This window comes from Pseudomonas sp. S34 (assembly GCF_009866745.1).
GTDB lineage: Bacteria > Pseudomonadota > Gammaproteobacteria > Pseudomonadales > Pseudomonadaceae > Aquipseudomonas > Aquipseudomonas jessenii.
This window is the reverse complement of record NZ_CP019398.1, coordinates 936,770-956,460: the sequence shown is the minus strand read 5'-3', so window position 1 is coordinate 956,460 and position 19,691 is coordinate 936,770. Positions and strand designations below refer to the sequence as shown.

The following is a 19,691-nucleotide window of genomic DNA, read 5'->3' as shown; positions in this document are numbered from 1 at the left end:
GTTCAGTTCCCCTGCCCTTGTGGAAAGTCTTCGTCGACGATGCGGTACTCGGCGCTACGCGCGTGGGCGGTCAGCGATTCGCCACGGGCCAGCACGGAAGCGGTTTTGCCCAACTCGGAAGCGCCCTGCTCGGAACAGAAGATGATCGACGAGCGTTTCTGGAAGTCGTACACACCCAGCGGCGAGGAGAAACGCGCAGTGCCGGAGGTCGGCAACACGTGGTTGGGACCTGCGCAGTAGTCGCCCAAGGCTTCAGAGGTGTGGCGCCCCATGAAGATCGCGCCGGCGTGGCGGATCTGCGGCAGCCAGGCTTGTGGATCGGCAACGGACAATTCGAGGTGCTCCGGCGCGATGCGGTTGGCCACTTCGATGGCTTGCTCCATGTCGCGCACCTTGATCAGTGCACCACGGCCATTGATCGAGGTTTCGATGATCGCGGCGCGCTCCATGGTCGGCATCAGCTTGGCGATGCTGGCGGCGACCTTGTCGAGGAATTCGGCGTCGGGGCTGACCAGAATCGCCTGGGCGTCTTCGTCGTGCTCGGCCTGGGAGAACAGGTCCATGGCGATCCAGTCCGGATCGGTCTGGCCGTCGCACACCACGAGGATCTCGGAGGGACCGGCGATCATGTCGATTCCGACCTGGCCGAACACGTGGCGCTTGGCGGTGGCGACATAGATGTTGCCCGGGCCGACCACTTTATCGACCTTCGGCACGCTTTCGGTGCCGTAAGCCAATGCGGCAACGGCTTGAGCACCACCGATGGTGAACACACGGTCGACGCCGGCGATGCAGGCAGCGGCCAGCACCAGTTCATTGATTTCACCGCGCGGGGTCGGTACGACCATGACCACTTCGGTGACTCCGGCGACCTTGGCCGGAATCGCGTTCATCAACACCGACGACGGGTACGACGCCTTACCACCGGGTACGTACAGGCCGGCACGGTCCAGCGGCGTGACTTTCTGGCCCAGCACGGTGCCGTCGGCCTCGGTGTAGCTCCAGGAGTCCTGCTTCTGTTTTTCGTGGTAGCTGCGCACACGGGCGGCGGCGACTTCCAGCGCTTCGCGCTGAGCCACGGTAATGCGCGTCAGTGCCAATTCCAGACGCTCACGCGGCAGGATCAGGTCGGCCATGGACTTCACGTCCAGGCCGTCGAACTGGCGGGTAAAGTCCACCAGTGCCGCGTCACCACGTTCACGCACAGCCTTGATGATGTCCAGCACCCGCTGATTGACCGAGTCGTCAGACACACTTTCCCAGCTCAGCAGATGATCCAGATGATGCGCGAAATCCGGGTCAGCAGCGTTGAGTCGGCGAATTGCAGTCGGTGCGGTCATAGCGAGAGCCTCATAGGAATGGCAAAAACTCAGGCGCCCTAACTTAGCAGTCGTTTCCGCTTGGGCACCTGAGAATTCTGGCTATGAGGCGGATAGACGGGCGCGACTTAACGTCGCGCAGGTGAATCAGCCGCGGTGTCGAGACTCCACTGCCTTGCGCAGGGTGTCGATCAACGCCTGGATACGGGCGTGCTGCATCTTCATCGAAGCTTTGTTGACGATCAGCCGGGAGCTGATGGCAGCAATGAAATCCTGTGGCTCCAGACCGTTGGCCCGCAGCGTGTTACCCGTGTCGACCACGTCGATGATCTTGTCCGCCAGGCCGATCAGCGGCGCCAGCTCCATCGAACCGTAGAGCTTGATGATGTCGACCTGACGGCCCTGCTCGGCGTAGTAGCGCTTGGCAACGTTGACGAACTTGGTGGCGATACGCAGGCGGCCCTTGGGCTCGACCGCGCCGACCTTGCCGGCGGTCATCAGCTTGCACTGGGCAATTTGCAGGTCCAGCGGCTCGTACAGGCCCTGGCCGCCGTACTCCATCAGCACATCTTTACCGGCGACACCGAGGTCGGCGGCACCATGCTCGACGTAAGTCGGCACATCGGTGGCACGCACGATCAGCAGGCGTACATCTTCCTGGGTCGTGGGAATGATCAGCTTGCGGCTCTTGTCCGGATTCTCGGTCGGCACGATGCCCGCTTCAGCCAGAAGCGGCAGGGTGTCGTCAAGGATGCGGCCCTTGGACAGTGCGATGGTCAACATGGGAAACGTCAGTCCTTATCAAGGTACTCATGCCCGGTCGCAAATGGCGCCGGACACACATCGAGCCGAAAACGGCTCGACTTCAACAAATCAACGGGCATGTCCTTATGCCCATACAGCAGGGACTAGCCCGGAACGCGACGGATCTTGGCGCCCAGCATCTGCAGTTTTTCTTCGATGCACTCGTAGCCACGGTCTATGTGGTAGATGCGGTCGATCAGCGTGTCGCCTTCGGCGATCAGGGCCGAGATCACCAGGCTGGCCGAAGCACGCAGGTCGGTCGCCATTACTGGCGCGCCCTTGAGCTTTTCGGTGCCGGTGACGATGGCGGTGTTGCCTTCGACCTGGATCTTGGCGCCCATGCGGTGCAGCTCGTAGACGTGCATGAAGCGGTTTTCGAAGATCGTCTCGATCACAGCGCCGGTGCCTTCGGCAATGGCGTTGAGGGAGATGAACTGCGCCTGCATGTCGGTCGGGAACGCCGGGTACGGAGCGGTCCGCACGTTGACGGCTTTCGGACGCTTACCGTGCATGTTCAGCTCGATCCAGTCTTCGCCACAGGTGATTTCGGCACCGGACTCACGGAGTTTTTCCAGAACGGCTTCGAGGATGGTCGGATCCGTATCCTTGACCTTCACACGACCACCGGTCACCGCCGCCGCCACCAGATAGGTGCCGGTTTCGATGCGGTCAGGCATTACTTTATAAGTGGTGGTGTGCAGACGCTCGACGCCATCGATGGTGATGGTATCGGTACCGGCGCCGGAAACCTTGGCGCCCATGGCGTTCAGGAAGTTCGCCAGGTCGACCACTTCAGGCTCGCGAGCGGCGTTTTGCAGGACGCTACGGCCCTTGGCCAAGGCCGCGGCCATCATGATGTTTTCGGTACCGGTCACACTGACGGTATCGAAGAAGAAGTGCGCACCGCGCAGGCCGCCTTCAGGCGCCTTGGCCTTGATGTAGCCGCCTTCGACGTCGATGACGGCGCCCATGGCTTCCAGGCCACGGATGTGCAGGTCAACCGGACGCGAACCGATGGCGCAACCGCCAGGCAAGGCGACTTCGGCTTCACCGAAACGAGCAACCATCGGACCGAGCACCAGAATCGACGCACGCATGGTTTTAACCAGTTCGTAAGGTGCGACCAGGGTCTTGATGGTGCGCGGGTCGATTTCGACGGCCAGTTTCTCGTCGATCACAGGTTCGATACCCATGCGCCCGAACAGCTCGATCATGGTGGTGATGTCGTGCAGGTGCGGCAGGTTGGCCACAGTCACCGGGCCATCGCACAGCAGGGTAGCCGCCAGGATCGGCAGGGCAGAGTTCTTTGCCCCGGAGATGCGGATCTCGCCGTCAAGACGAGCACCGCCAGTAATAATCAATTTATCCATAAGAATCTCGACGCCCTTGGGCTCAGGTGCGCTCGGCCCAGGCCGCGCTGCTGAAAAATTTCATAGTGACCGCATGGATGCTGCCATCGGTGATCCATGGGTTCAAATGGGCATAGACCTGCTGCTGACGCTTGACCGGGCTCAACGCCGCCAGTTCATCGCTAATCACGTTCAGCTGGAAATTGCAGCCTTCGCCCTCGACTTCTACTTTCGTTCCGGGCAGCTTTCCTTCAAGAAAGCTCTTAACTTCGTTGGCCTGCATGCTCAACCTCAATCGGCGCCCTGTGCGCGCGGGTCGGACATCATACAAAAAAGCCCCGCGCCTGCGAACCCCGCCAAGCAGGACTCAGACGGGGGGCTTCTTCATAGATGCGGGTTAGGGACGCGCCAACAGCTCGGTCAGCTCGCTGACCTGAGCGATTTCACGCATGTCTTCCGGCATCCCTCGGATGCTCAGGGCCTTGCCGGCCTCCTGCGCATCACGGATAAAGCACAGCAGCAACGACAAACCGACACTGCTGGACTTGGTTACCGCTGAGCAATCGACCACCAGCGCTGCAGCGTTGCTGGCCTTGATCAGCGCCTTGCCCTGCTCGCGCAGGCCAGGGCCGGTGCGGTAATCCAGCACGCCACTGAGTCGCAGCTCGCCCGCTTCGTCCATCTGGACTGCCGACTCACTCATTGGGCTGACTGCTCTGGTTTCTTGTCGGTGGCTTCCTTGGCCTTGGCGACTTCCCCGGCCCAACTATTGATGGTCTTGTCCAGGTCGTTGCCATTGCGCTGCATCGCATCGGCGAACTGATCGCGGAACAGCTTGCCGATATTGATGCCATTGATGATGACGTTGCGCAGTTTCCACTCGCCGTTGATCTTTTCCAGCGTGTAGGACACTGGATAGATCGAGCCGCTGCTGCCTTTGACAGTCATGCCTACACTGGTACGGTCGCCCGACTCGTCTTTGGCCGGTTCAACGGTGATGCCCTGGTTGTTGTACTCCAGCAAGGCATTGCCATAGAACTGGAACAGACCCTTCTTGAAGTTTTCTTCGAAGGTCTTCATCTGTGCAGGCGTAGCTTTACGCGAGTACTTGACCGTCATGATGCTCTTGGAAATACCCTCGGCATCCACGACCGGCCCGACGATGGTGTTCAGCGCCGCATAAAAGTCTTGCGGATCCTGCTTGTACTTCTCTTTGTTTGCCGCCAGGTCCGCGAGCATACGGTTGGTTGTGTCCTGCACCAGATCGTGCGCCGAAGTCGCCGCTACGGCGTGGGACACCAACGGAAACACCGCGAGCATTACCAACAGGCCACGTCGCAAGATAGAGATCATTTAACAGTTCCTCATTTAGCTTCTTTGCTAACGGTATTGAGCAGGAATTTACCGATCAGGTCTTCGAGCACCAGCGATGACTGCGTGTCATGGATGGTTCCACCATCCTTGAGCAGGGTGTCTTCCCCGCCCACGCTGATACCGATGTACTTCTCGCCCAACAGGCCAGCAGTCAGGATAGATGCAGTGGAGTCCGCCGGCAGATTATCGATGCGTTTTTCCAGCTGCATGGTCACCCGACCGGTGAAACTGTCGCGATCCAGATCGATGGCCGTGACCTTGCCGATGGTCACACCGGCCATGGTCACCTTTGCTCTGACCGTCAAACCGGCGATATTGTCGAAGTAGGCGTAAAGTTTATACGTGTCGGTGCTCGGAGTCGGGGACAGGCCACTGACCCGCAACGCCAACAAGAGCAAAGCCAGGATGCCAGCCAGCAAGAAAAGGCCGACACCGATTTCCAGGGTGCGGTTTTGCATCAGAAATCTCCAAACATCAAGGCGGTCAGAATAAAGTCCAGGCCGAGTACTGCCAACGAGGCATATACAACGGTCTTGGTAGTGGCACGACTGATCCCCTCGGAAGTGGGTTCGCAGTCATAGCCTTGGAATACGGCGATCCAGGTCACGACAAAGGCAAAGACGATACTTTTGATGATCCCGTTGAGCACATCGTCGGCGAACGTCACGCTGTTCTGCATGTTCGACCAGTAGGAGCCCTCATAGACCCCCAGCCAGTCGACCGCTACCCACGAGCCGCCCCAGATACCCACCACGCTGAAAATCATCGCCAGCACCGGCAGGGAGATGAAACCGGCCCACAGGCGTGGCGCGATGATGTACTTGAGCGGGTCGACCCCAATCATTTCCAGGCTGGACAACTGCTCGGTGGACTTCATGTTGCCGATTTCGGCGGTCAACGCCGAACCTGCGCGCCCGGCGAACAGCAAGGCGGTCACCACCGGCCCCAGTTCACGCAGCAGCGTCAGCGCCACCATCTGCCCGACAGCCTGCTCTGAACCATAGCTGGAAAGAATGTTGAAGCCCTGCAGCGCCAGCACCATGCCGATGAACACCCCGGAGACCACGATGATCACCAGGGACATCACGCCCACCGAATGCAACTGCTTGACCAGCAGCCCGAAGCCGCCACCGATACCGCCCCGGCCGAGCAAGGCATGGAACAGGAACAGGCTCGAACGCCCGAACACCGCCAGCACATCGATGCCGGCCTGGCCGAAGCGGCGAACGCGCTCCATCAATGAAATTCTGCGCATCAGCGCTTCCCCAGAAGATCTGCGCGGTAATCCGTCGCTGGAAAGTGGTACGGAACCGGGCCATCGGGTTCGCCGGTCATGAACTGACGAATGCGCGGTTCATCCGAACTCATCAACTCGTCCGGCGTCCCCTGCCCCAACACCTGACCATCGCCCACCACATAAATGTAATCGGCAATGCTCGCGGTCTCGGCCAGGTCGTGGGATACCACGATGCTGGTGATGCCCAGCGCATCGTTGAGCAACCGGATGAGGCGCACCAGAACGCCCATTGCGATGGGGTCCTGGCCGACAAAGGGCTCGTCGTACATGAGGATCTGCGGGTCGAGCGCAATCGCCCGGGCCAGCGCAACACGGCGCTTCATGCCGCCGGAAAGCTCATCGGGCATCAGCTCGATGGCACCGCGCAAGCCCACGGCCTGCAATTTGAGCAGGACAATGTCGCGGATCATTTCATCCGGCAGTTGAGTATGAACACGCAACGGAAAAGCGACGTTCTCGAAGACATCGAGGTCGGTAAACAGTGCGCCGCTCTGAAACAGCACGCCCATATGCTTGCGCGCGTCGAACAGGTCGCTGCGCGACAGTTTTGGCAGGTTCTGACCGTTGACCCAGACTTCGCCCTTGGTGGGCCGCAACTGGGCGCCCATCAGACGCAAGAGCGTGGTCTTGCCACACCCGGAAGGCCCCATGATGCCGGTGACCTTGCCGCGCGGGATACGGATATCGACATTATTGAAAATGCTGCGCGCACCGCGCTTGAAGGACAGTCCCTTCAGCTCGACCGCGTAGGCGTTATCGGCACTCATCTAAACTCCTTGCGATGCAGCCTCTCACTCGGACGCCTGGCTTTCTGACAAAAGCACATACCTCCCGGGCAGGCCGAACTGGCGGCGAACTATATCACTGCAACGGCTGCGCGCCCAAGGCCAAAGCCAGGTCATGTTCAACTGCATGACAGGTTGAAGGCCCCGTTTAGAAGGTTTCCGGCAACAAGGATGGCAATGCGCGACGAACTAGCGTGAGGGTTTCGATCATAACCGTTATAATCGCCGCCTTTTCATCAGGCTATACGATTTCTGACATGAGCCAATCCAGCGACCTGATTCAATCTGCACAACGCACCATCCGCCTCGAGGTAGAAGCCGTGCAAGGCCTGCTACCCCATATCGACGCAGATTTCGTACGCGCTTGCGAGATGATTCTGGCCAGCAAAGGCCGCGTGGTCGTGGTCGGCATGGGCAAGTCGGGACACATCGGCAACAAGATTGCCGCGACCTTGGCCAGCACCGGCACCACGGCGTTTTTTGTGCACCCGGCTGAAGCCAGCCACGGTGACATGGGCATGATTACCCGCGACGACATCATTCTGGCGCTCTCGAATTCCGGCTCCACCAATGAAATCGTGACCCTGCTGCCACTGATCAAGCGCCTGGGCATTCAGTTGATCAGCGTGACCGGCAAGCCTGACTCGCCGCTAGCCAAGGCCGCCGAGGTCAACCTGAATGTTCACGTCGAGCACGAAGCCTGTCCGTTGAACCTGGCCCCCACCTCGTCGACCACCGCCGCCCTGGTCATGGGCGATGCCTTGGCAGTCGCGCTGCTGGAAGCCCGTGGCTTTACCGCCGAAGACTTCGCCTTTTCCCATCCCGGCGGCGCCCTGGGCCGACGCCTGCTGCTGAAAGTGGAAAATGTCATGCACGCCGGGCAAGAGTTACCGCAAGTACAGCGCGGCACCCTGCTGAAGGACGCGCTAATGGAAATGACCCGCAAAGGCCTGGGCATGACCGTGATTCTGGAAGCCGACGGAAAGCTGGCCGGGATCTTTACTGACGGTGACTTGCGTCGCACGCTGGACCGTAGCATCGACATCCATAGCGCTACCATCGACCAGGTCATGACAGCACACGGCAAGACTGCCCGCGCCGAGATGCTCGCCGCCGAAGCGCTGAAAATCATGGAAGACCATAAAATCAACGCGCTGGTCGTAGTCGACAGTGAAGACCGCCCGGTCGGCGCCTTGAACATGCACGACTTGCTGCGTGCAGGAGTAATGTGATGAGTGCGGACCTGCTGCAACGCGGCAAACAGATCAAGCTGGCAGTGTTCGATGTCGATGGCGTGCTGACCGATGGGCGCCTGTACTTCCTCGAAGACGGCAGCGAGTTCAAGACGTTCAACACCCTCGACGGCCAGGGCATCAAGATGCTGATGGCCGCCGGCGTGCAGACCGCCATCATCAGTGGCCGCAAGACCCCGGTGGTCGAGCGGCGGGCCAAAAACCTCGGTATCCCGCACCTCTATCAGGGTCGCGAGGATAAACTGGTGGTACTCGACGAACTGCTGGCCCAACTCAACCTGAGCTATGAACAGGTGGCCTACCTCGGCGACGACCTGCCGGACCTGCCGGTGATTCGCCGCGTCGGCCTGGGCATGGCGGTGGCCAATGCCGCCAGCTTCGTACGTGAACACGCCCACGGCATCACCCTCGCCCGTGGCGGCGAAGGTGCCGCTCGCGAATTCTGCGAATTGATCCTGCGCGCCCAGGACCGCCTCGACGCGGCCAATGCGGCGTACCTGTGAGCCCACTATGCTGAGCAAAAAATTTCGCAACACCCTGATGTTCAGTTGCATCGCGGCGATATTCGCTGCGGTTGGCTACTGGAACATCAGCCCGGAACGCTTCCTCGACAAGCCGGTAACGCCGGTCGATGAAAGCGCGATCGACTATTACGCCATCAACGCCCACAGCGTGCAGTACCTGCCCGACGGCAAGCTGCAATATGATCTGGTGTCCGACAAGGTCGAGCACGTGAAAGCGACCGAGGTGACATTGCTGACCAACCCCGACCTGAATGTGTTCCGCGGCACTGAATTCCCGTGGCACGTCCAGAGCCTGCGCGGCGAGGTCAACCCTGATGGCACACAGGTCGAACTGATCGATGACGTGCGCATCACGCGCTTCGACGAGAAAAACCGTAGAACCCTGATCACCAGCACCCGCATGACCGTGTTCCCGCAGCAGCAATATGCGCAGACCGAGCAAGACGTTAGAATCGACGGCGCTGGCGGTGTATCGACTGGCAAGGGAATGAAAGCGTATTTGAAAGAAAGCAGGATACACCTGCTATCGAACGTAAGAGGACAGTATGAGGCTCGTTAAAACCCTCCCGATTTTGCTCAGTCTGGGCGCAGCACTGGGAAGCGTGAGCGCCTGGGCTCTGCCGGAAGACCAACAGCAGCCTATCCGTATTCAGGCCGACGATGCCCAACTGGACGACAAGCAAGGTATTGCCACCTATAAAGGTGACGTGATCATCACCCAAGGCTCGATGAAGGTGACAGGCAACACCGTTACCATCACCCGCACGCCGGCTGGCGACATTGACGTAGTGACCTCGGTGGGCAACCTGGCGTACTTCGAGCAATTGCAAACGGCTGGCGATACCAAGCCAGTTCAGGGTTGGGGCGTGACGATCCAGTATCACGCTTCGCAAAATCGCGTCGTACTGATCGACAAGGCCAAAGTTGTCGACAAGGACAACAACGTCACCCAAGGCGAGAAAATTGTCTACGACACGGACAAGAAACTCGCCAGCGCCGGTCGAGCCACAGGCAGCAAGATCACCGAGGCGCGTCCGCGTATCGACATGGTGATCCAGCCGAAGAAGAAAACCGACGAGAAAAAGGCCCAGTAATGGCAACTCTGAAAGCTCAGCATCTGGCCAAGAGCTACAAGAGCCGCCAGGTCGTGCGTGACGTCAGCCTGTCCATCGACAGCGGCCAGATCGTCGGCCTGCTTGGCCCGAACGGCGCCGGCAAGACCACCTGCTTCTACATGATCGTCGGCCTGGTGCAAGCCGACCAGGGCCGCGTCCTGATCGATGACCTGGACGTCAGCCACCAACCGATGCACGGCCGCGCAAAGGCTGGTATCGGCTACTTGCCGCAAGAAGCATCGATCTTCCGCAAACTGTCGGTGGCCGACAACATCATGGCCATCCTCGAGACCCGCAAGGAACTCGACAAGGCCGGTCGTCGCAAGGAGCTGGAAAGCCTGCTGCAGGAATTCCACATCAGCCACATCCGCGACAACCTGGGCATGAGCCTGTCCGGTGGTGAGCGCCGTCGCGTGGAAATCGCCCGCGCCCTGGCCACCAACCCGAAATTCATCCTCCTCGACGAGCCCTTCGCCGGCGTGGACCCGATTTCGGTCGGCGACATCAAGCAGATCATTCACCACCTCAAGGCCAAGGGCATTGGCGTGCTGATCACGGACCACAACGTTCGTGAAACCCTGGATATCTGTGAAACCGCCTATATCGTCAATGACGGCCAACTGATTGCCGAAGGCGACGCAGAGACCATCCTGGCCAACGACCTGGTCAAGGAAGTGTATCTGGGCCATGAGTTCCGCCTGTAAGCGCTGAGCCGTGCCCAGGCAGTTGCCCGGGCACCTGAGCAGCCACTCACCAGCGCCTCCGTGCCGACAAGCGTGGTCAGCCCTCGACAAGGGCAGCGCAGCAACACCGCTTTATAGTTTTTTATTGTTACAGCGCTCTAGGCAAACCCTTTAGTTTCAGGCATATAATTTGCTTAAGTTTGGCGCCCCGGCGCCCTGTAGTGGATGGCGCATGTGCGCCGGCGAATAAGGTGTTAAGCCCCTGCCATGAAACCATCGCTAGTCTTGAGAATGGGCCAGCAGCTGACGATGACACCGCAGCTGCAACAGGCCATCCGCCTGCTCCAATTGTCGACCCTGGACCTGCAACAGGAAATCCAGGAGGCCCTGGAGTCCAATCCGATGCTCGAACGCCAGGAAGAAGGCGACGACTTCGACAATTCCGACCCCCTGGCCGATAACGCCGAACAAAAGCCCAACACCGACATCCAGGAGCCCTCCTACCAGGAAAGCGCCCCGACGGTTGATAACCTCGATGAGGGTGACTGGAACGAGCGTATCCCCAACGAACTCCCCGTCGACACCGCGTGGGAAGACGTTTACCAGACCAGCGCCAGCAGCCTGCCCAGCAATGATGATGACGAGTGGGACTTCACCACCCGCACCTCGGCCGGCGAAAGCCTGCAGAGCCACTTGCTGTGGCAACTGAACCTGGCCCCGATGTCCGACACCGATCGCCTGATCGCCGTGACCCTGATCGACTGCATCAACAATCAGGGCTACCTGGACGAAACCCTCGAGGAAATCCTCGAAGCGTTCGACCCGGAACTGGACATCGAACTGGACGAAATCGAAGCCGTCCTGCACCGCATCCAGCAATTCGAGCCCGCCGGCATCGGCGCCCGCAACCTGGGCGAATGCCTGCTGCTGCAATTGCGCCAGCTGCCTGCCAAGACCCCTTGGCTGGCCGAGGCCAAGCGCCTGGTCACCGATTACATCGACCTGCTTGGCAGCCGCGACTACAGCCAGTTGATGCGTCGCATGAAGCTCAAGGAAGATGAGCTGCGCCAGGTCATCGAGCTGGTCCAGAGCCTCAACCCGCGCCCGGGCTCGCAGATCGAGTCCACCGAAGCCGAGTACGTCGTCCCTGACGTCATCGTACGCAAGGACAACGAGCGCTGGCTGGTGGAGCTCAATCAGGAGTCGGTGCCACGGCTGCGGGTCAATGCCCAGTACGCCGGTTTCGTGCGCCGCGCCGACACCAGCGCCGACAATACCTTCATGCGCAATCAGTTGCAGGAGGCCCGCTGGTTCATCAAGAGCCTGCAAAGCCGCAATGAAACCCTGATGAAGGTTGCCACCCAGATCGTCGAGCATCAGCGCGGCTTTCTGGAGTACGGCGACGAAGCCATGAAGCCGCTGGTCCTGCATGACATCGCCGAAGCGGTCGGCATGCATGAATCGACGATTTCACGGGTGACCACCCAGAAGTTCATGCACACCCCCCGGGGCATTTATGAACTGAAGTACTTTTTTTCCAGTCACGTAAGCACCTCCGAAGGCGGCGAATGCTCATCCACGGCGATCCGGGCGATCATCAAAAAACTGGTTGCAGCGGAAAATCAGAAAAAGCCGTTGAGTGACAGCAAGATCGCTGGTTTACTGGAGGCACAAGGCATTCAGGTGGCTCGCCGCACCGTCGCCAAGTACCGCGAATCCCTCGGGATCGCGCCTTCGAGCGAACGCAAGCGGTTGATGTAGGGCCACGCCACAGCGTTCCAGTGGTAGATCATCTGATCTACCGCTTTATGCACTGGCAACGAAGGAGAAGCTGTATGCAAGTCAACATCAGTGGACACCAACTGGAAGTGACCGAACCTCTTCGCACCTACATCGGCGAAAAACTCGAACGATTGGAGCGACATTTCGACAAGATCACTAATGTGCAGGTCACGATGACCGTCGAAAAACTGAAGCAGAAAATCGAAGCCACGCTGCATATTCCCGGGAATGAAGTGGTCGCCAACGCGGAACATACCGATATGTATGCCGCGATCGACGCACTCACCGACAAGCTGGATAAACAACTCAAAAAGCATAAGGAAAAGACCCAGAGCCTCCTCCAGGGCGCAACCGGTCGTTAACACTCCCAACCCATGATCCGACTTGAAAGTATCCTGACCCCCGGCCGTTCCCTGGTGAACGTGCCGGGAGGCAGTAAAAAGAAAGCCCTCGAACAAATTGCCAATCTTATCGCCCGCGAAGTGCCGGCCCTGGAGATGCAAGATGTCTTCGAGGCGCTGATCGCCCGTGAAAAACTCGGCTCCACCGGGTTTGGCAATGGCATCGCTATTCCACATTGCCGTCTCAAGGGCTGTGTTTCGCCCATCAGTGCATTGATGCACCTGGACGCCCCTATCGATTTCGACGCCATCGACGGCGCGCCGGTTGACCTGCTGTTCGTGCTGTTGGTCCCGGAAGCCGCCACCGATGCGCACCTTGAGCTGCTGCGACAGATCGCCAGCATGCTCGACCGCAAGGAAGTTCGCGAAAAGCTACGTAGTGCTGCAAGCAACGAAGCCCTGTATCAGGTTGTCCTTGACGAGCAAAACGGTCAGTAATCATGCGCTTGATCATCGTCAGTGGCCGTTCCGGCTCAGGTAAAAGTACCGCCCTCGACGTTCTTGAGGACAGCGGCTACTACTGCATCGACAACCTGCCAGCCGGTCTGCTGCCGGAGCTGGCCGAACGCGCCCTGGTTCATACCGAGATGTTGCAGCCGCTGGTCGCCGTTTCCATTGACGCGCGCAATCTGCCCAGCCACCTGTCACGCTTCCCCGACCTGCTCGAGGAAGTCCGTGCCCGCCACATCCAGTGCGATGTGCTGTACCTGGACGCCGACGAAGAAACCCTGCTCAAGCGTTTCTCGGAAACCCGCCGACGTCACCCCCTGACCAACGCCAACCGCTCGCTGGCCGAAGCCATCAGCGTCGAGAGCGTCCTGCTCGGGCCGATTGCCGACCTCGCCGATCTCAAGATCAACACTACCAGCCTGAACCTGTATCAACTGCGCGATGCCATCAAACTGCGTCTGTTGAATCAGCCGGAGCCGGGGACTGCGTTCCTGGTGGAATCCTTCGGCTTCAAGCGCGGCATGCCGGTGGACGCCGACCTGGTGTTCGATGTGCGCTGCCTGCCCAACCCTTACTGGAAACCGGAGTTGCGCGAACAGTCCGGGCTCGATCAACCGGTTGCCGAATACCTGGCGGCCCAGCCGGATGTCGAAGAGATGTTCCAGGACATTTCCACATACCTGCTAAAGTGGCTGCCTCGTTTTGCCGCCAGCAACCGCGCCTACGTCACCATTGCCATTGGCTGCACTGGCGGACATCACCGTTCCGTCTACCTGACCGAGCGTCTGGGGCAAACGCTGCAACAATCCCTGAAGAACGTCCAGGTCCGCCACCGCGACCTCAGCTAAAGGATTCACATCGCGATGCCTGCTCTGGAAATCGAAATCATCAATAAACTGGGTCTGCACGCTCGCGCTTCTGCAAAATTCGTTGGGGTAGCAGGTCAGTTCCCATGCCAGATCAGGGCCGGACGTACACCACAGTCCATGGTCGATGGCAAAAGCATCATGGCAATGATGATGCTGGCCGCCGGCAAAGGCACCACGATCCACTTGAGCACAGAAGGCGAGCAGGAACAGGAAGCGCTGGATGCTCTGGTGGCGTTGATCAACAACTTCTTCGACGAAGGCGAGTAATACAACCACAAAAGCCCCTCACCACAAATCAAGCGAGGGCTGTATCCATCACCATCATCAAACAAAACCCCATCAGCAGCCCGAGGCTGGCAAGCTTGTCATGACCATTGCGGCGCGACTCGGGAATGACTTCGTGGGTCACCACCAGCAGCATCGCCCCCGCCGCCAGCGCCAATCCCAAAGGCAGCAGCAATTCGGCCAGGCTCACCAGCCACGCACATAGCAGTGCGAACACCGGTTCTACCAAACCTGACGCCGCACCGATCAGGAACGCCTTGCCCCGGGACATCCCTGCCCCGACCAGCACCAAAGCGATGACCAATCCCTCCGGTACATCCTGCAAGGCAATGCCCATGGCCAGGCTGTCGGCGTCAGGCATTGCGCCACCGGCCGAAACACCTACCGCCATGCCTTCCGGGATGTTGTGGGCGATGATGGCAAATACGAACAGCCAGATCCGCGGAGCAATGCCCGGTCGTTCCAGCGTGCCGACCAGCATGTCCGGGCTGGCGCCAGAGACCTTCCGATCCACCAGGAACAACAGGAAGGCGCCGAGCATAATGCCGAAGCTGATCAACCCACTGGACGCCCAAGGTGACAGTCCAAGCCCTTCGGCGGCAGAGATGCCCGGAACGATCAGCGAAAATGCCGTCGCAGCCAGCATCACGCCAGCGCCAAAGCCAAGCAAAGTGTCGCTGAGCCTCTGCGGCATCCGCCGAATCACCAACACCGGCACCGCGCCCAGCGCGGTACCCAAGGCGCAGATCGCACCGCCCTGCAGTGCGCGCAGCAACTTCGGCTCAAGGTCGAGCCATGCCAGCCCATGGGCAACCAAAAGGCTCATTCCCGCCAGCAGTAACAGCGATCCAAACGCGTAACGAAACATCCGTCCATTTCCGATCGCCAGTGTTTCAGTGCCCATAGTCCAGCCTTGGATTGTTTTTATGGAAGACTTAAACCAGTGCGGCCTGATAGCGCGCAGAGACTTGCGGCCAATTGATCACGCGGTAGAACGCGCTGATGTATTCCGGACGACGGTTCTGATAACGCAGGTAATAGGCGTGCTCCCAGACGTCGAGGCCCAGAATCGGGGTATTGCCGTTCATCAACGGGCTGTCCTGGTTACCGCTGCTTTCCACCACCAAGGTCTTTTGGGGGGTCACGCTCAGCCAGGCCCAGCCGCTGCCGAAGCGGGTCAACGCGGCCTTGGTAAAGGCTTCCTTGAAGCTGTCGAGACCGCCCAGTTGTTCATCGATGGCCTTGGCCAGCACGCCTTCGGGCTCGCCACCACCGTCGGGCGCCATGACTTCCCAGAACAACGAGTGATTGGCGTGGCCGCCGCCTTGGTTGATCACCGCCGTCCGCAGTTTTTCCGGCAGTTGCTGAACGGCGGACACCAGCTTCTCCACGGGCCACTCGGCATACTCGGTGCCTTCAACAGCCACGTTCAGGTTATTGATGTAGGTCTGGTGATGCTTGGTGTAGTGGATCTCCATGGTCTGCGCATCGATGTGCGGTTCCAGGGCATCGTAGGCGTACGGCAAGGCAGGCAAGGTAAAAGCCATGTTCAATGGACTCCATGATGATGAGGCGCAGGCGAAGCGACATCGATGTGCAGCAGCCGATGGGTACGCGGATACTCGCCGTGCTCACTGATGAAATTCAGCAGCTCGACGTAGGTCTTGCTGCTCTGGCGCAACGCGGCTTCTCGCAATGTTTGAGGTAGCCGCGGGTCCTGCATGGTCTGCAGCAGCCGTTGGTGGATGGCACACAAGTATTCGGCGCTCTCCTCCGGCTGATTCAGACGCAAGTGCAGGTCCGCCAGGTTGTGATGGGAAATCACGCAGGCCGCTACCGCTTCGTCGGCATCCGCCCAGCGCTCGAACAACACCTGGGCCAGAGCCAATGCCTGCAGGTACGCCTCGCGGGCATCGACCAGTTCACCCAGCATGAAAAAGCGATTGGCTCTTTCGATCGTGCGTTTCCAGTGCTCCATGGTGCGCCTCCAAAGCGGTAACGGGGCTTAGACGCCGCCCGCTGTGAGTTTTTCCGGGTTGAGCAATTCTTCCAGCTGGCTGCGCGACAGGTCGGTGTGTTCCAGCGCGACGTCAATCACCGGCCGACCTTGCTGATAGGCCTTCTTGGCAATCTCGGCCGCTTTCTGGTAACCGATGATCGGGTTGAGCGCGGTGACCAGAATCGGGTTGCGTGACAGTGCTTCCTTGATCCGGCCTTCGTTGACCTTGAAGCTGGCGATGGCCTTGTCTGCCAGCAGACGACTGGAATTGGCCAGCAACTCGATACTGCTCAGCAGGTTCTGGGCGATGATCGGCAGCATCACGTTCAGTTCGAAATTGCCCGACTGACCGGCGATGGTGATAACACTGTCGTTGCCGATGACCTGAGCCGCGACCATCGCGGTGGCCTCTGGAATGACCGGGTTGACCTTGCCCGGCATGATCGAAGAGCCCGGCTGCAAGGCTTGCAGTTCGATCTCGCCAAGGCCGGCCAGTGGGCCGGAGTTCATCCAGCGCAGATCGTTGGCGATTTTCATCAGCGATACGGCGGTGGCCTTTAGCTGTCCGGAGACGGCAACAGCAGTGTCCTGGGAGCCGATCAGCGCGAACAGGTCCTTGCCTGGCTGGAACTCGACCCGGGTCAATTTGCTTAGCTGCTGGCTGAAACGCGTCGCGAATTCGGGGTGGGCGTTGACACCCGTGCCCACCGCCGTGCCGCCTTGAGCCAGGGATTGCAGGCTTGGCTGCAAGTCCTGCAGATGGCCGATGTTGGCCTTGAGCTGCTGCGCCCAACCGTTGAGCACTTGGCTCATGCGCACCGGCATGGCGTCCATCAGGTGCGTACGCCCGGTTTTGACGTGGTGATGAACCTGCTCGGCCTTGCGCTCGATGACCTGCACCAGATGCGTCAGCGCCGGCAGCAGTTGTTCATGGAGCGCCAGTGCTGCGCTGACGTGAATGGTGGTCGGGATGATGTCGTTGCTGCTCTGCCCGCAGTTGACGTGATCGTTGGGGTTCACCGCCTCGCCCAGCAAGCGGCTGGCCAGCGTGGCGATCACTTCGTTGGCGTTCATGTTCGAGCTGGTACCGGAACCGGTCTGGAACACATCCACCGGGAAGTGCTGCATGAAATCGCCTTCGAGCAAGCCTTGGGCTGCGTCGACGATGGCTTTGCCCTGGGCTTCGCCGATCTGCTTGAGCTCAACGTTGGCGCGGGCGGCCGCGGCCTTGGCCAGGATCAACGCGCGGATGAACTGAACCGGCATCGGTTTGCCGCTGATCGGGAAGTTATCCACCGCACGCTGGGTCTGTGCGCCGTAGAGGGCGTCTTCCGGGACCTGAAGCTCGCCCATACTGTCGCGTTCGATACGGGTATTACTCATCGGGAGATCCTTGCATCAGTTCTATGAGAGGAATCGAGGGTTGCAACTCACAGGTAGCGAGTTGCCAGGTGTAGCTCTGCCAGCGCTTGAGGCGGCATTTGCACAACGAGAGGCGTTCCAGTTCGCGCAGCGGGCGCCAGGCCTGGTCGAGACAGTAAGTGCGCCAGTGCCACGGCAGCGCGACATCGGCGGCGGTATCGAGCAACAATCGGAAGGAAGTTTCGGCGACGGTCCAGGGTGAGGTGGCCGTGCAACAAGCCAGGTACCGGCCTTCGGCCAGGTAGTGGTCGATCAGGCGAGGCTCGTCGGGGTTCATCGCGCAACGGATCTGGCGACTCATCCAGCGCCAGCTTTCGAGGTAAGGCTGCTCGTGCAAGGCAGAACTCATGATCCGGGGCTCATTCGATAATGAGATTTATTATTATATGATAATGAGAACCAAAACAAGCTCAGGGCTTTGGTACACACTCAATGTGGGAGCGGGCTTGCTCGCGAATGCGGAGTGTCAGCCACCCTAAGCATCGACTGACACACCGCATTCGCGAGCAAGCCCGCTCCCACAGGGGGCGCGTGCAAGTCAAAAAAAAGGCGCGCCACCCAATGGGTGGCGCGCCTTTTGGTGAAGCGGCCGAGGCTTAGCTACCCGCCACCGTCATCCGCTCGATCAACACCGAGCCGGTGCGAATGTTGCTGCGCAGCTCCAGATCATTACCCACGGCAACGATCTGCTTGAACATGTCGCGCATGTTGCCGGCGATGGTCACTTCCTGGACCGCGAACTGGATTTCACCGTTCTCGACCCAATAACCCGCTGCACCACGGGAGTAATCGCCGGTCACCATGTTGAGGCCCTGCCCCATCAATTCAGTCACCAGCAAGCCACGCCCCATGCGCCGCAGCAACGCCGCCTGGTCTTCGTCGCCATGGGTGACGAACAGGTTGTGCACGCCGCCGGCGTTGGCCGTGCTCGGCATACCGAGCTTGCGGCCGGAATAGGTGCCAAGGATGTAAGACACCAACTCGCCCTTTTCGACGAACGGTTTGGCGTAGGTTGCCAAACCATCACCGTCGAACGCTGCACTGCCCATGGCACGCATCAGATGCGGACGTTCGTCGATGGTCAGCCACTCCGGAAACAGCTTCTGCCCGAGGGTACCCTCGAGGAAGGACGACTTGCGATACAGGCTGCCGCCGGAAATCGCCGACAGGAAACTGCCGAACAGCCCCCCAGCCAACTCTGCGGAAAACAGCACCGGCACCTCGCAAGTCGGCACCGGACGCGCGCCCAGACGACTCGCCGCCCGTTGCGCAGCGCGCTGACCGATGCTTACCGGGTCGGCGAGCAGATTGCCCTGGCGGTTTACGTCGTACCAGTAATCTCGCTGCATCTGGCCATCGGCCTCGGCGATCATCACGCAGCTCAGGCTGTGCCGAGTCGATGCGTAACCGCCGATAAAGCCGTGGCTATTGCCATAAACACGGCAGCCCTGATGGGTACTGAGGGTGGTGCCGTCGGCGTTCTTGATCCGGCTGTCGGCGGCAAACGCCGCGGCTTCGCAGGCCAGGGCCTGTTCGATGGCTTGTTCCGGAGTGATGTCCCATTGGTGGAACAGGTCGAAATCCGGAATATCGCGCGCCATCAGCGCGGCATCCGCAAGGCCCGAGGCTTCGTCTTCCGAAGTGTGTTTGGCAATGGCCAGTGCAGCGGCGACGGTTTCGCGAATCGCATCAGGACCGCTGGCCGAGGTGCTGGCAGAGCCTTTGCGCTGCCCCACGTACAAGGTGATGCCAAACCCCTGGTCGCGGTTGAACTCAACGGTTTCGACTTCACGCTGGCGCACCGTAGTCGACAACCCCTGCTCCAGCGACACCGCCACTTCACAGGCGCTGGCCCCCTGGCGCTTGGCTTCAGCGATGATCTGCTCGACTTGTTCCTGCAGTGCCGGCAACGCTTGTGGGCCGACGCTTTCAACTGCACTCATGCTGTTCTCCACTCAAATTCTGCTTTCGGTAACGGTC

At 59.9% G+C, this 19,691-nt stretch carries 25 protein-coding genes; 10 read left to right on the top strand and 15 right to left on the bottom strand.

Annotated elements, in window-relative coordinates; all coding sequences use genetic code 11:
• Nucleotides 1–2 precede the first annotated feature (2 nt).
• From hisD to PspS34_RS04040, 9 genes are all read right to left on the bottom strand, one after another.
• On the bottom strand, nucleotides 3–1,340 hold the full coding sequence (hisD, locus tag PspS34_RS04080) for a histidinol dehydrogenase (RefSeq protein WP_057716412.1): 1,338 nt from the start codon (nucleotides 1,338–1,340) through the stop codon (nucleotides 3–5).
• Between the two features lie 126 nt (nucleotides 1,341–1,466).
• Nucleotides 1,467–2,102: an ATP phosphoribosyltransferase gene (gene hisG / locus PspS34_RS04075; protein ID WP_008018703.1), complete on the bottom strand. Its 636-nt coding sequence runs from the start codon at nucleotides 2,100–2,102 to the stop codon at nucleotides 1,467–1,469.
• A gap of 125 nt (nucleotides 2,103–2,227) precedes the next feature.
• The gene (gene murA, locus PspS34_RS04070) at nucleotides 2,228–3,493 is read right to left on the bottom strand and encodes a UDP-N-acetylglucosamine 1-carboxyvinyltransferase (protein WP_056728381.1); all 1,266 of its coding nucleotides are present in this window, start codon (nucleotides 3,491–3,493) and stop codon (nucleotides 2,228–2,230) included.
• 22 nt (nucleotides 3,494–3,515) lie between these two features.
• Nucleotides 3,516–3,755 (bottom strand): BolA family protein, encoded by a 240-nt coding sequence (locus PspS34_RS04065; protein WP_020796650.1) that lies wholly within the window; start codon nucleotides 3,753–3,755, stop codon nucleotides 3,516–3,518.
• Nucleotides 3,756–3,869: 114 nt separating this feature from the next.
• Entirely contained in the window at nucleotides 3,870–4,175 is a 306-nt protein-coding gene (locus tag PspS34_RS04060; protein WP_057716413.1) for an STAS domain-containing protein, read from the bottom strand.
• Nucleotides 4,172–4,825 (bottom strand): ABC transporter substrate-binding protein, encoded by a 654-nt coding sequence (locus PspS34_RS04055; protein WP_150812804.1) that lies wholly within the window; start codon nucleotides 4,823–4,825, stop codon nucleotides 4,172–4,174. Before PspS34_RS04055 ends, PspS34_RS04060 begins: the two co-directional genes overlap by 4 nt.
• Nucleotides 4,826–4,836: 11 nt before the next feature.
• Nucleotides 4,837–5,304 (bottom strand): outer membrane lipid asymmetry maintenance protein MlaD, encoded by a 468-nt coding sequence (gene mlaD / locus PspS34_RS04050; RefSeq protein ID WP_007970271.1) that lies wholly within the window; start codon nucleotides 5,302–5,304, stop codon nucleotides 4,837–4,839.
• Entirely contained in the window at nucleotides 5,304–6,101 is a 798-nt protein-coding gene (gene mlaE / locus PspS34_RS04045) for a lipid asymmetry maintenance ABC transporter permease subunit MlaE (protein ID WP_057716415.1), read from the bottom strand. The genes mlaD and mlaE overlap by 1 nt, the downstream gene beginning before the upstream one ends.
• Complete coding sequence (locus tag PspS34_RS04040; protein WP_154861587.1) at nucleotides 6,101–6,910, bottom strand: ATP-binding cassette domain-containing protein; 810 nt, start codon at nucleotides 6,908–6,910, stop codon at nucleotides 6,101–6,103. Before PspS34_RS04040 ends, mlaE begins: the two co-directional genes overlap by 1 nt.
• Nucleotides 6,911–7,185: 275 nt before the next feature.
• Here PspS34_RS04040 and PspS34_RS04035 point away from each other — a divergent pair, with 275 nt between their 5' ends.
• The 10 genes from PspS34_RS04035 to PspS34_RS03990 all read left to right on the top strand — a co-directional run bounded on the left by PspS34_RS04035 (nucleotide 7,186) and on the right by PspS34_RS03990 (nucleotide 14,272).
• Nucleotides 7,186–8,160, top strand: coding sequence for a KpsF/GutQ family sugar-phosphate isomerase (locus PspS34_RS04035; protein WP_057716416.1), 975 nt, complete (start codon nucleotides 7,186–7,188; stop codon nucleotides 8,158–8,160).
• The gene (locus PspS34_RS04030; protein WP_008018712.1) at nucleotides 8,160–8,684 is read left to right on the top strand and encodes an HAD family hydrolase; all 525 of its coding nucleotides are present in this window, start codon (nucleotides 8,160–8,162) and stop codon (nucleotides 8,682–8,684) included. Before PspS34_RS04035 ends, PspS34_RS04030 begins: the two co-directional genes overlap by 1 nt.
• Before the next feature lie 7 nt (nucleotides 8,685–8,691).
• Nucleotides 8,692–9,264 carry an LPS export ABC transporter periplasmic protein LptC gene (gene lptC / locus PspS34_RS04025; RefSeq protein ID WP_057716417.1) on the top strand — a complete coding sequence of 191 codons (573 nt, stop codon included), beginning with the start codon at nucleotides 8,692–8,694 and terminating at the stop codon, nucleotides 9,262–9,264.
• Nucleotides 9,251–9,799 carry a lipopolysaccharide transport periplasmic protein LptA gene (gene lptA / locus PspS34_RS04020; RefSeq protein ID WP_102669085.1) on the top strand — a complete coding sequence of 183 codons (549 nt, stop codon included), beginning with the start codon at nucleotides 9,251–9,253 and terminating at the stop codon, nucleotides 9,797–9,799. Before lptC ends, lptA begins: the two co-directional genes overlap by 14 nt.
• Nucleotides 9,799–10,524 carry an LPS export ABC transporter ATP-binding protein gene (gene lptB / locus PspS34_RS04015; RefSeq protein WP_008054366.1) on the top strand — a complete coding sequence of 242 codons (726 nt, stop codon included), beginning with the start codon at nucleotides 9,799–9,801 and terminating at the stop codon, nucleotides 10,522–10,524. Before lptA ends, lptB begins: the two co-directional genes overlap by 1 nt.
• Before the next feature lie 246 nt (nucleotides 10,525–10,770).
• On the top strand, nucleotides 10,771–12,264 hold the full coding sequence (locus PspS34_RS04010) for an RNA polymerase factor sigma-54 (protein ID WP_015093497.1): 1,494 nt from the start codon (nucleotides 10,771–10,773) through the stop codon (nucleotides 12,262–12,264).
• Between the two features lie 74 nt (nucleotides 12,265–12,338).
• The gene (gene raiA, locus PspS34_RS04005) at nucleotides 12,339–12,647 is read left to right on the top strand and encodes a ribosome-associated translation inhibitor RaiA (RefSeq protein WP_007941242.1); all 309 of its coding nucleotides are present in this window, start codon (nucleotides 12,339–12,341) and stop codon (nucleotides 12,645–12,647) included.
• Between the two features lie 12 nt (nucleotides 12,648–12,659).
• A complete protein-coding gene (gene ptsN / locus PspS34_RS04000) occupies nucleotides 12,660–13,124 on the top strand; it encodes a PTS IIA-like nitrogen regulatory protein PtsN (protein WP_008046148.1) in 465 nt (154 codons plus the stop codon).
• Between the two features lie 2 nt (nucleotides 13,125–13,126).
• Nucleotides 13,127–13,984: an RNase adapter RapZ gene (rapZ, locus tag PspS34_RS03995; protein ID WP_057716419.1), complete on the top strand. Its 858-nt coding sequence runs from the start codon at nucleotides 13,127–13,129 to the stop codon at nucleotides 13,982–13,984.
• 15 nt (nucleotides 13,985–13,999) lie between these two features.
• Nucleotides 14,000–14,272, top strand: coding sequence for an HPr family phosphocarrier protein (locus tag PspS34_RS03990; RefSeq protein ID WP_057716420.1), 273 nt, complete (start codon nucleotides 14,000–14,002; stop codon nucleotides 14,270–14,272).
• Between the two features lie 28 nt (nucleotides 14,273–14,300).
• On the opposite strand, the gene PspS34_RS03985 is transcribed toward PspS34_RS03990, so the two are convergent.
• From PspS34_RS03985 to pmbA, 6 genes are all read right to left on the bottom strand, one after another.
• Nucleotides 14,301–15,194: a ZIP family metal transporter gene (locus PspS34_RS03985; RefSeq protein ID WP_154861586.1), complete on the bottom strand. Its 894-nt coding sequence runs from the start codon at nucleotides 15,192–15,194 to the stop codon at nucleotides 14,301–14,303.
• A 31-nt stretch (nucleotides 15,195–15,225) separates the two neighbouring features.
• Nucleotides 15,226–15,837, bottom strand: coding sequence for a superoxide dismutase (locus PspS34_RS03980; protein ID WP_154861585.1), 612 nt, complete (start codon nucleotides 15,835–15,837; stop codon nucleotides 15,226–15,228).
• Nucleotides 15,838–15,839: 2 nt separating this feature from the next.
• Nucleotides 15,840–16,268: a hypothetical protein gene (locus tag PspS34_RS03975; RefSeq protein ID WP_154861584.1), complete on the bottom strand. Its 429-nt coding sequence runs from the start codon at nucleotides 16,266–16,268 to the stop codon at nucleotides 15,840–15,842.
• A 27-nt stretch (nucleotides 16,269–16,295) separates the two neighbouring features.
• Complete coding sequence (locus tag PspS34_RS03970; protein WP_154861583.1) at nucleotides 16,296–17,672, bottom strand: class II fumarate hydratase; 1,377 nt, start codon at nucleotides 17,670–17,672, stop codon at nucleotides 16,296–16,298.
• Nucleotides 17,665–18,060: a FagA protein gene (locus PspS34_RS03965; RefSeq protein WP_090453084.1), complete on the bottom strand. Its 396-nt coding sequence runs from the start codon at nucleotides 18,058–18,060 to the stop codon at nucleotides 17,665–17,667. Before PspS34_RS03965 ends, PspS34_RS03970 begins: the two co-directional genes overlap by 8 nt.
• Nucleotides 18,061–18,307: 247 nt before the next feature.
• A complete protein-coding gene (pmbA, locus tag PspS34_RS03960; protein WP_154861582.1) occupies nucleotides 18,308–19,654 on the bottom strand; it encodes a metalloprotease PmbA in 1,347 nt (448 codons plus the stop codon).
• Between the last annotated feature and the right edge of the window lie 37 nt (nucleotides 19,655–19,691).

Bases quoted from the DNA above. Each gene is read 5' to 3' on its own strand.
- hisD (WP_057716412.1), bottom strand. From the start codon at position 1,340: ATGACCGCACCGACTGCAATTCGCCGACTCAACGCTGCTGACCCGGAT.
- hisG (WP_008018703.1), bottom strand. From the start codon at position 2,102: ATGTTGACCATCGCACTGTCCAAGGGCCGCATCCTTGACGACACCCTG.
- murA (WP_056728381.1), bottom strand. From the start codon at position 3,493: ATGGATAAATTGATTATTACTGGCGGTGCTCGTCTTGACGGCGAGATC.
- PspS34_RS04065 (WP_020796650.1), bottom strand. From the start codon at position 3,755: ATGCAGGCCAACGAAGTTAAGAGCTTTCTTGAAGGAAAGCTGCCCGGA.
- PspS34_RS04060 (WP_057716413.1), bottom strand. From the start codon at position 4,175: ATGAGTGAGTCGGCAGTCCAGATGGACGAAGCGGGCGAGCTGCGACTC.
- PspS34_RS04055 (WP_150812804.1), bottom strand. From the start codon at position 4,825: ATGATCTCTATCTTGCGACGTGGCCTGTTGGTAATGCTCGCGGTGTTT.
- mlaD (WP_007970271.1), bottom strand. From the start codon at position 5,304: ATGCAAAACCGCACCCTGGAAATCGGTGTCGGCCTTTTCTTGCTGGCT.
- mlaE (WP_057716415.1), bottom strand. From the start codon at position 6,101: ATGCGCAGAATTTCATTGATGGAGCGCGTTCGCCGCTTCGGCCAGGCC.
- PspS34_RS04040 (WP_154861587.1), bottom strand. From the start codon at position 6,910: ATGAGTGCCGATAACGCCTACGCGGTCGAGCTGAAGGGACTGTCCTTC.
- PspS34_RS04035 (WP_057716416.1), top strand. From the start codon at position 7,186: ATGAGCCAATCCAGCGACCTGATTCAATCTGCACAACGCACCATCCGC.
- PspS34_RS04030 (WP_008018712.1), top strand. From the start codon at position 8,160: ATGAGTGCGGACCTGCTGCAACGCGGCAAACAGATCAAGCTGGCAGTG.
- lptC (WP_057716417.1), top strand. From the start codon at position 8,692: ATGCTGAGCAAAAAATTTCGCAACACCCTGATGTTCAGTTGCATCGCG.
- lptA (WP_102669085.1), top strand. From the start codon at position 9,251: ATGAGGCTCGTTAAAACCCTCCCGATTTTGCTCAGTCTGGGCGCAGCA.
- lptB (WP_008054366.1), top strand. From the start codon at position 9,799: ATGGCAACTCTGAAAGCTCAGCATCTGGCCAAGAGCTACAAGAGCCGC.
- PspS34_RS04010 (WP_015093497.1), top strand. From the start codon at position 10,771: ATGAAACCATCGCTAGTCTTGAGAATGGGCCAGCAGCTGACGATGACA.
- raiA (WP_007941242.1), top strand. From the start codon at position 12,339: ATGCAAGTCAACATCAGTGGACACCAACTGGAAGTGACCGAACCTCTT.
- ptsN (WP_008046148.1), top strand. From the start codon at position 12,660: ATGATCCGACTTGAAAGTATCCTGACCCCCGGCCGTTCCCTGGTGAAC.
- rapZ (WP_057716419.1), top strand. From the start codon at position 13,127: ATGCGCTTGATCATCGTCAGTGGCCGTTCCGGCTCAGGTAAAAGTACC.
- PspS34_RS03990 (WP_057716420.1), top strand. From the start codon at position 14,000: ATGCCTGCTCTGGAAATCGAAATCATCAATAAACTGGGTCTGCACGCT.
- PspS34_RS03985 (WP_154861586.1), bottom strand. From the start codon at position 15,194: ATGGGCACTGAAACACTGGCGATCGGAAATGGACGGATGTTTCGTTAC.
- PspS34_RS03980 (WP_154861585.1), bottom strand. From the start codon at position 15,837: ATGGCTTTTACCTTGCCTGCCTTGCCGTACGCCTACGATGCCCTGGAA.
- PspS34_RS03975 (WP_154861584.1), bottom strand. From the start codon at position 16,268: ATGGAGCACTGGAAACGCACGATCGAAAGAGCCAATCGCTTTTTCATG.
- PspS34_RS03970 (WP_154861583.1), bottom strand. From the start codon at position 17,672: ATGAGTAATACCCGTATCGAACGCGACAGTATGGGCGAGCTTCAGGTC.
- PspS34_RS03965 (WP_090453084.1), bottom strand. From the start codon at position 18,060: ATGAGTTCTGCCTTGCACGAGCAGCCTTACCTCGAAAGCTGGCGCTGG.
- pmbA (WP_154861582.1), bottom strand. From the start codon at position 19,654: ATGAGTGCAGTTGAAAGCGTCGGCCCACAAGCGTTGCCGGCACTGCAG.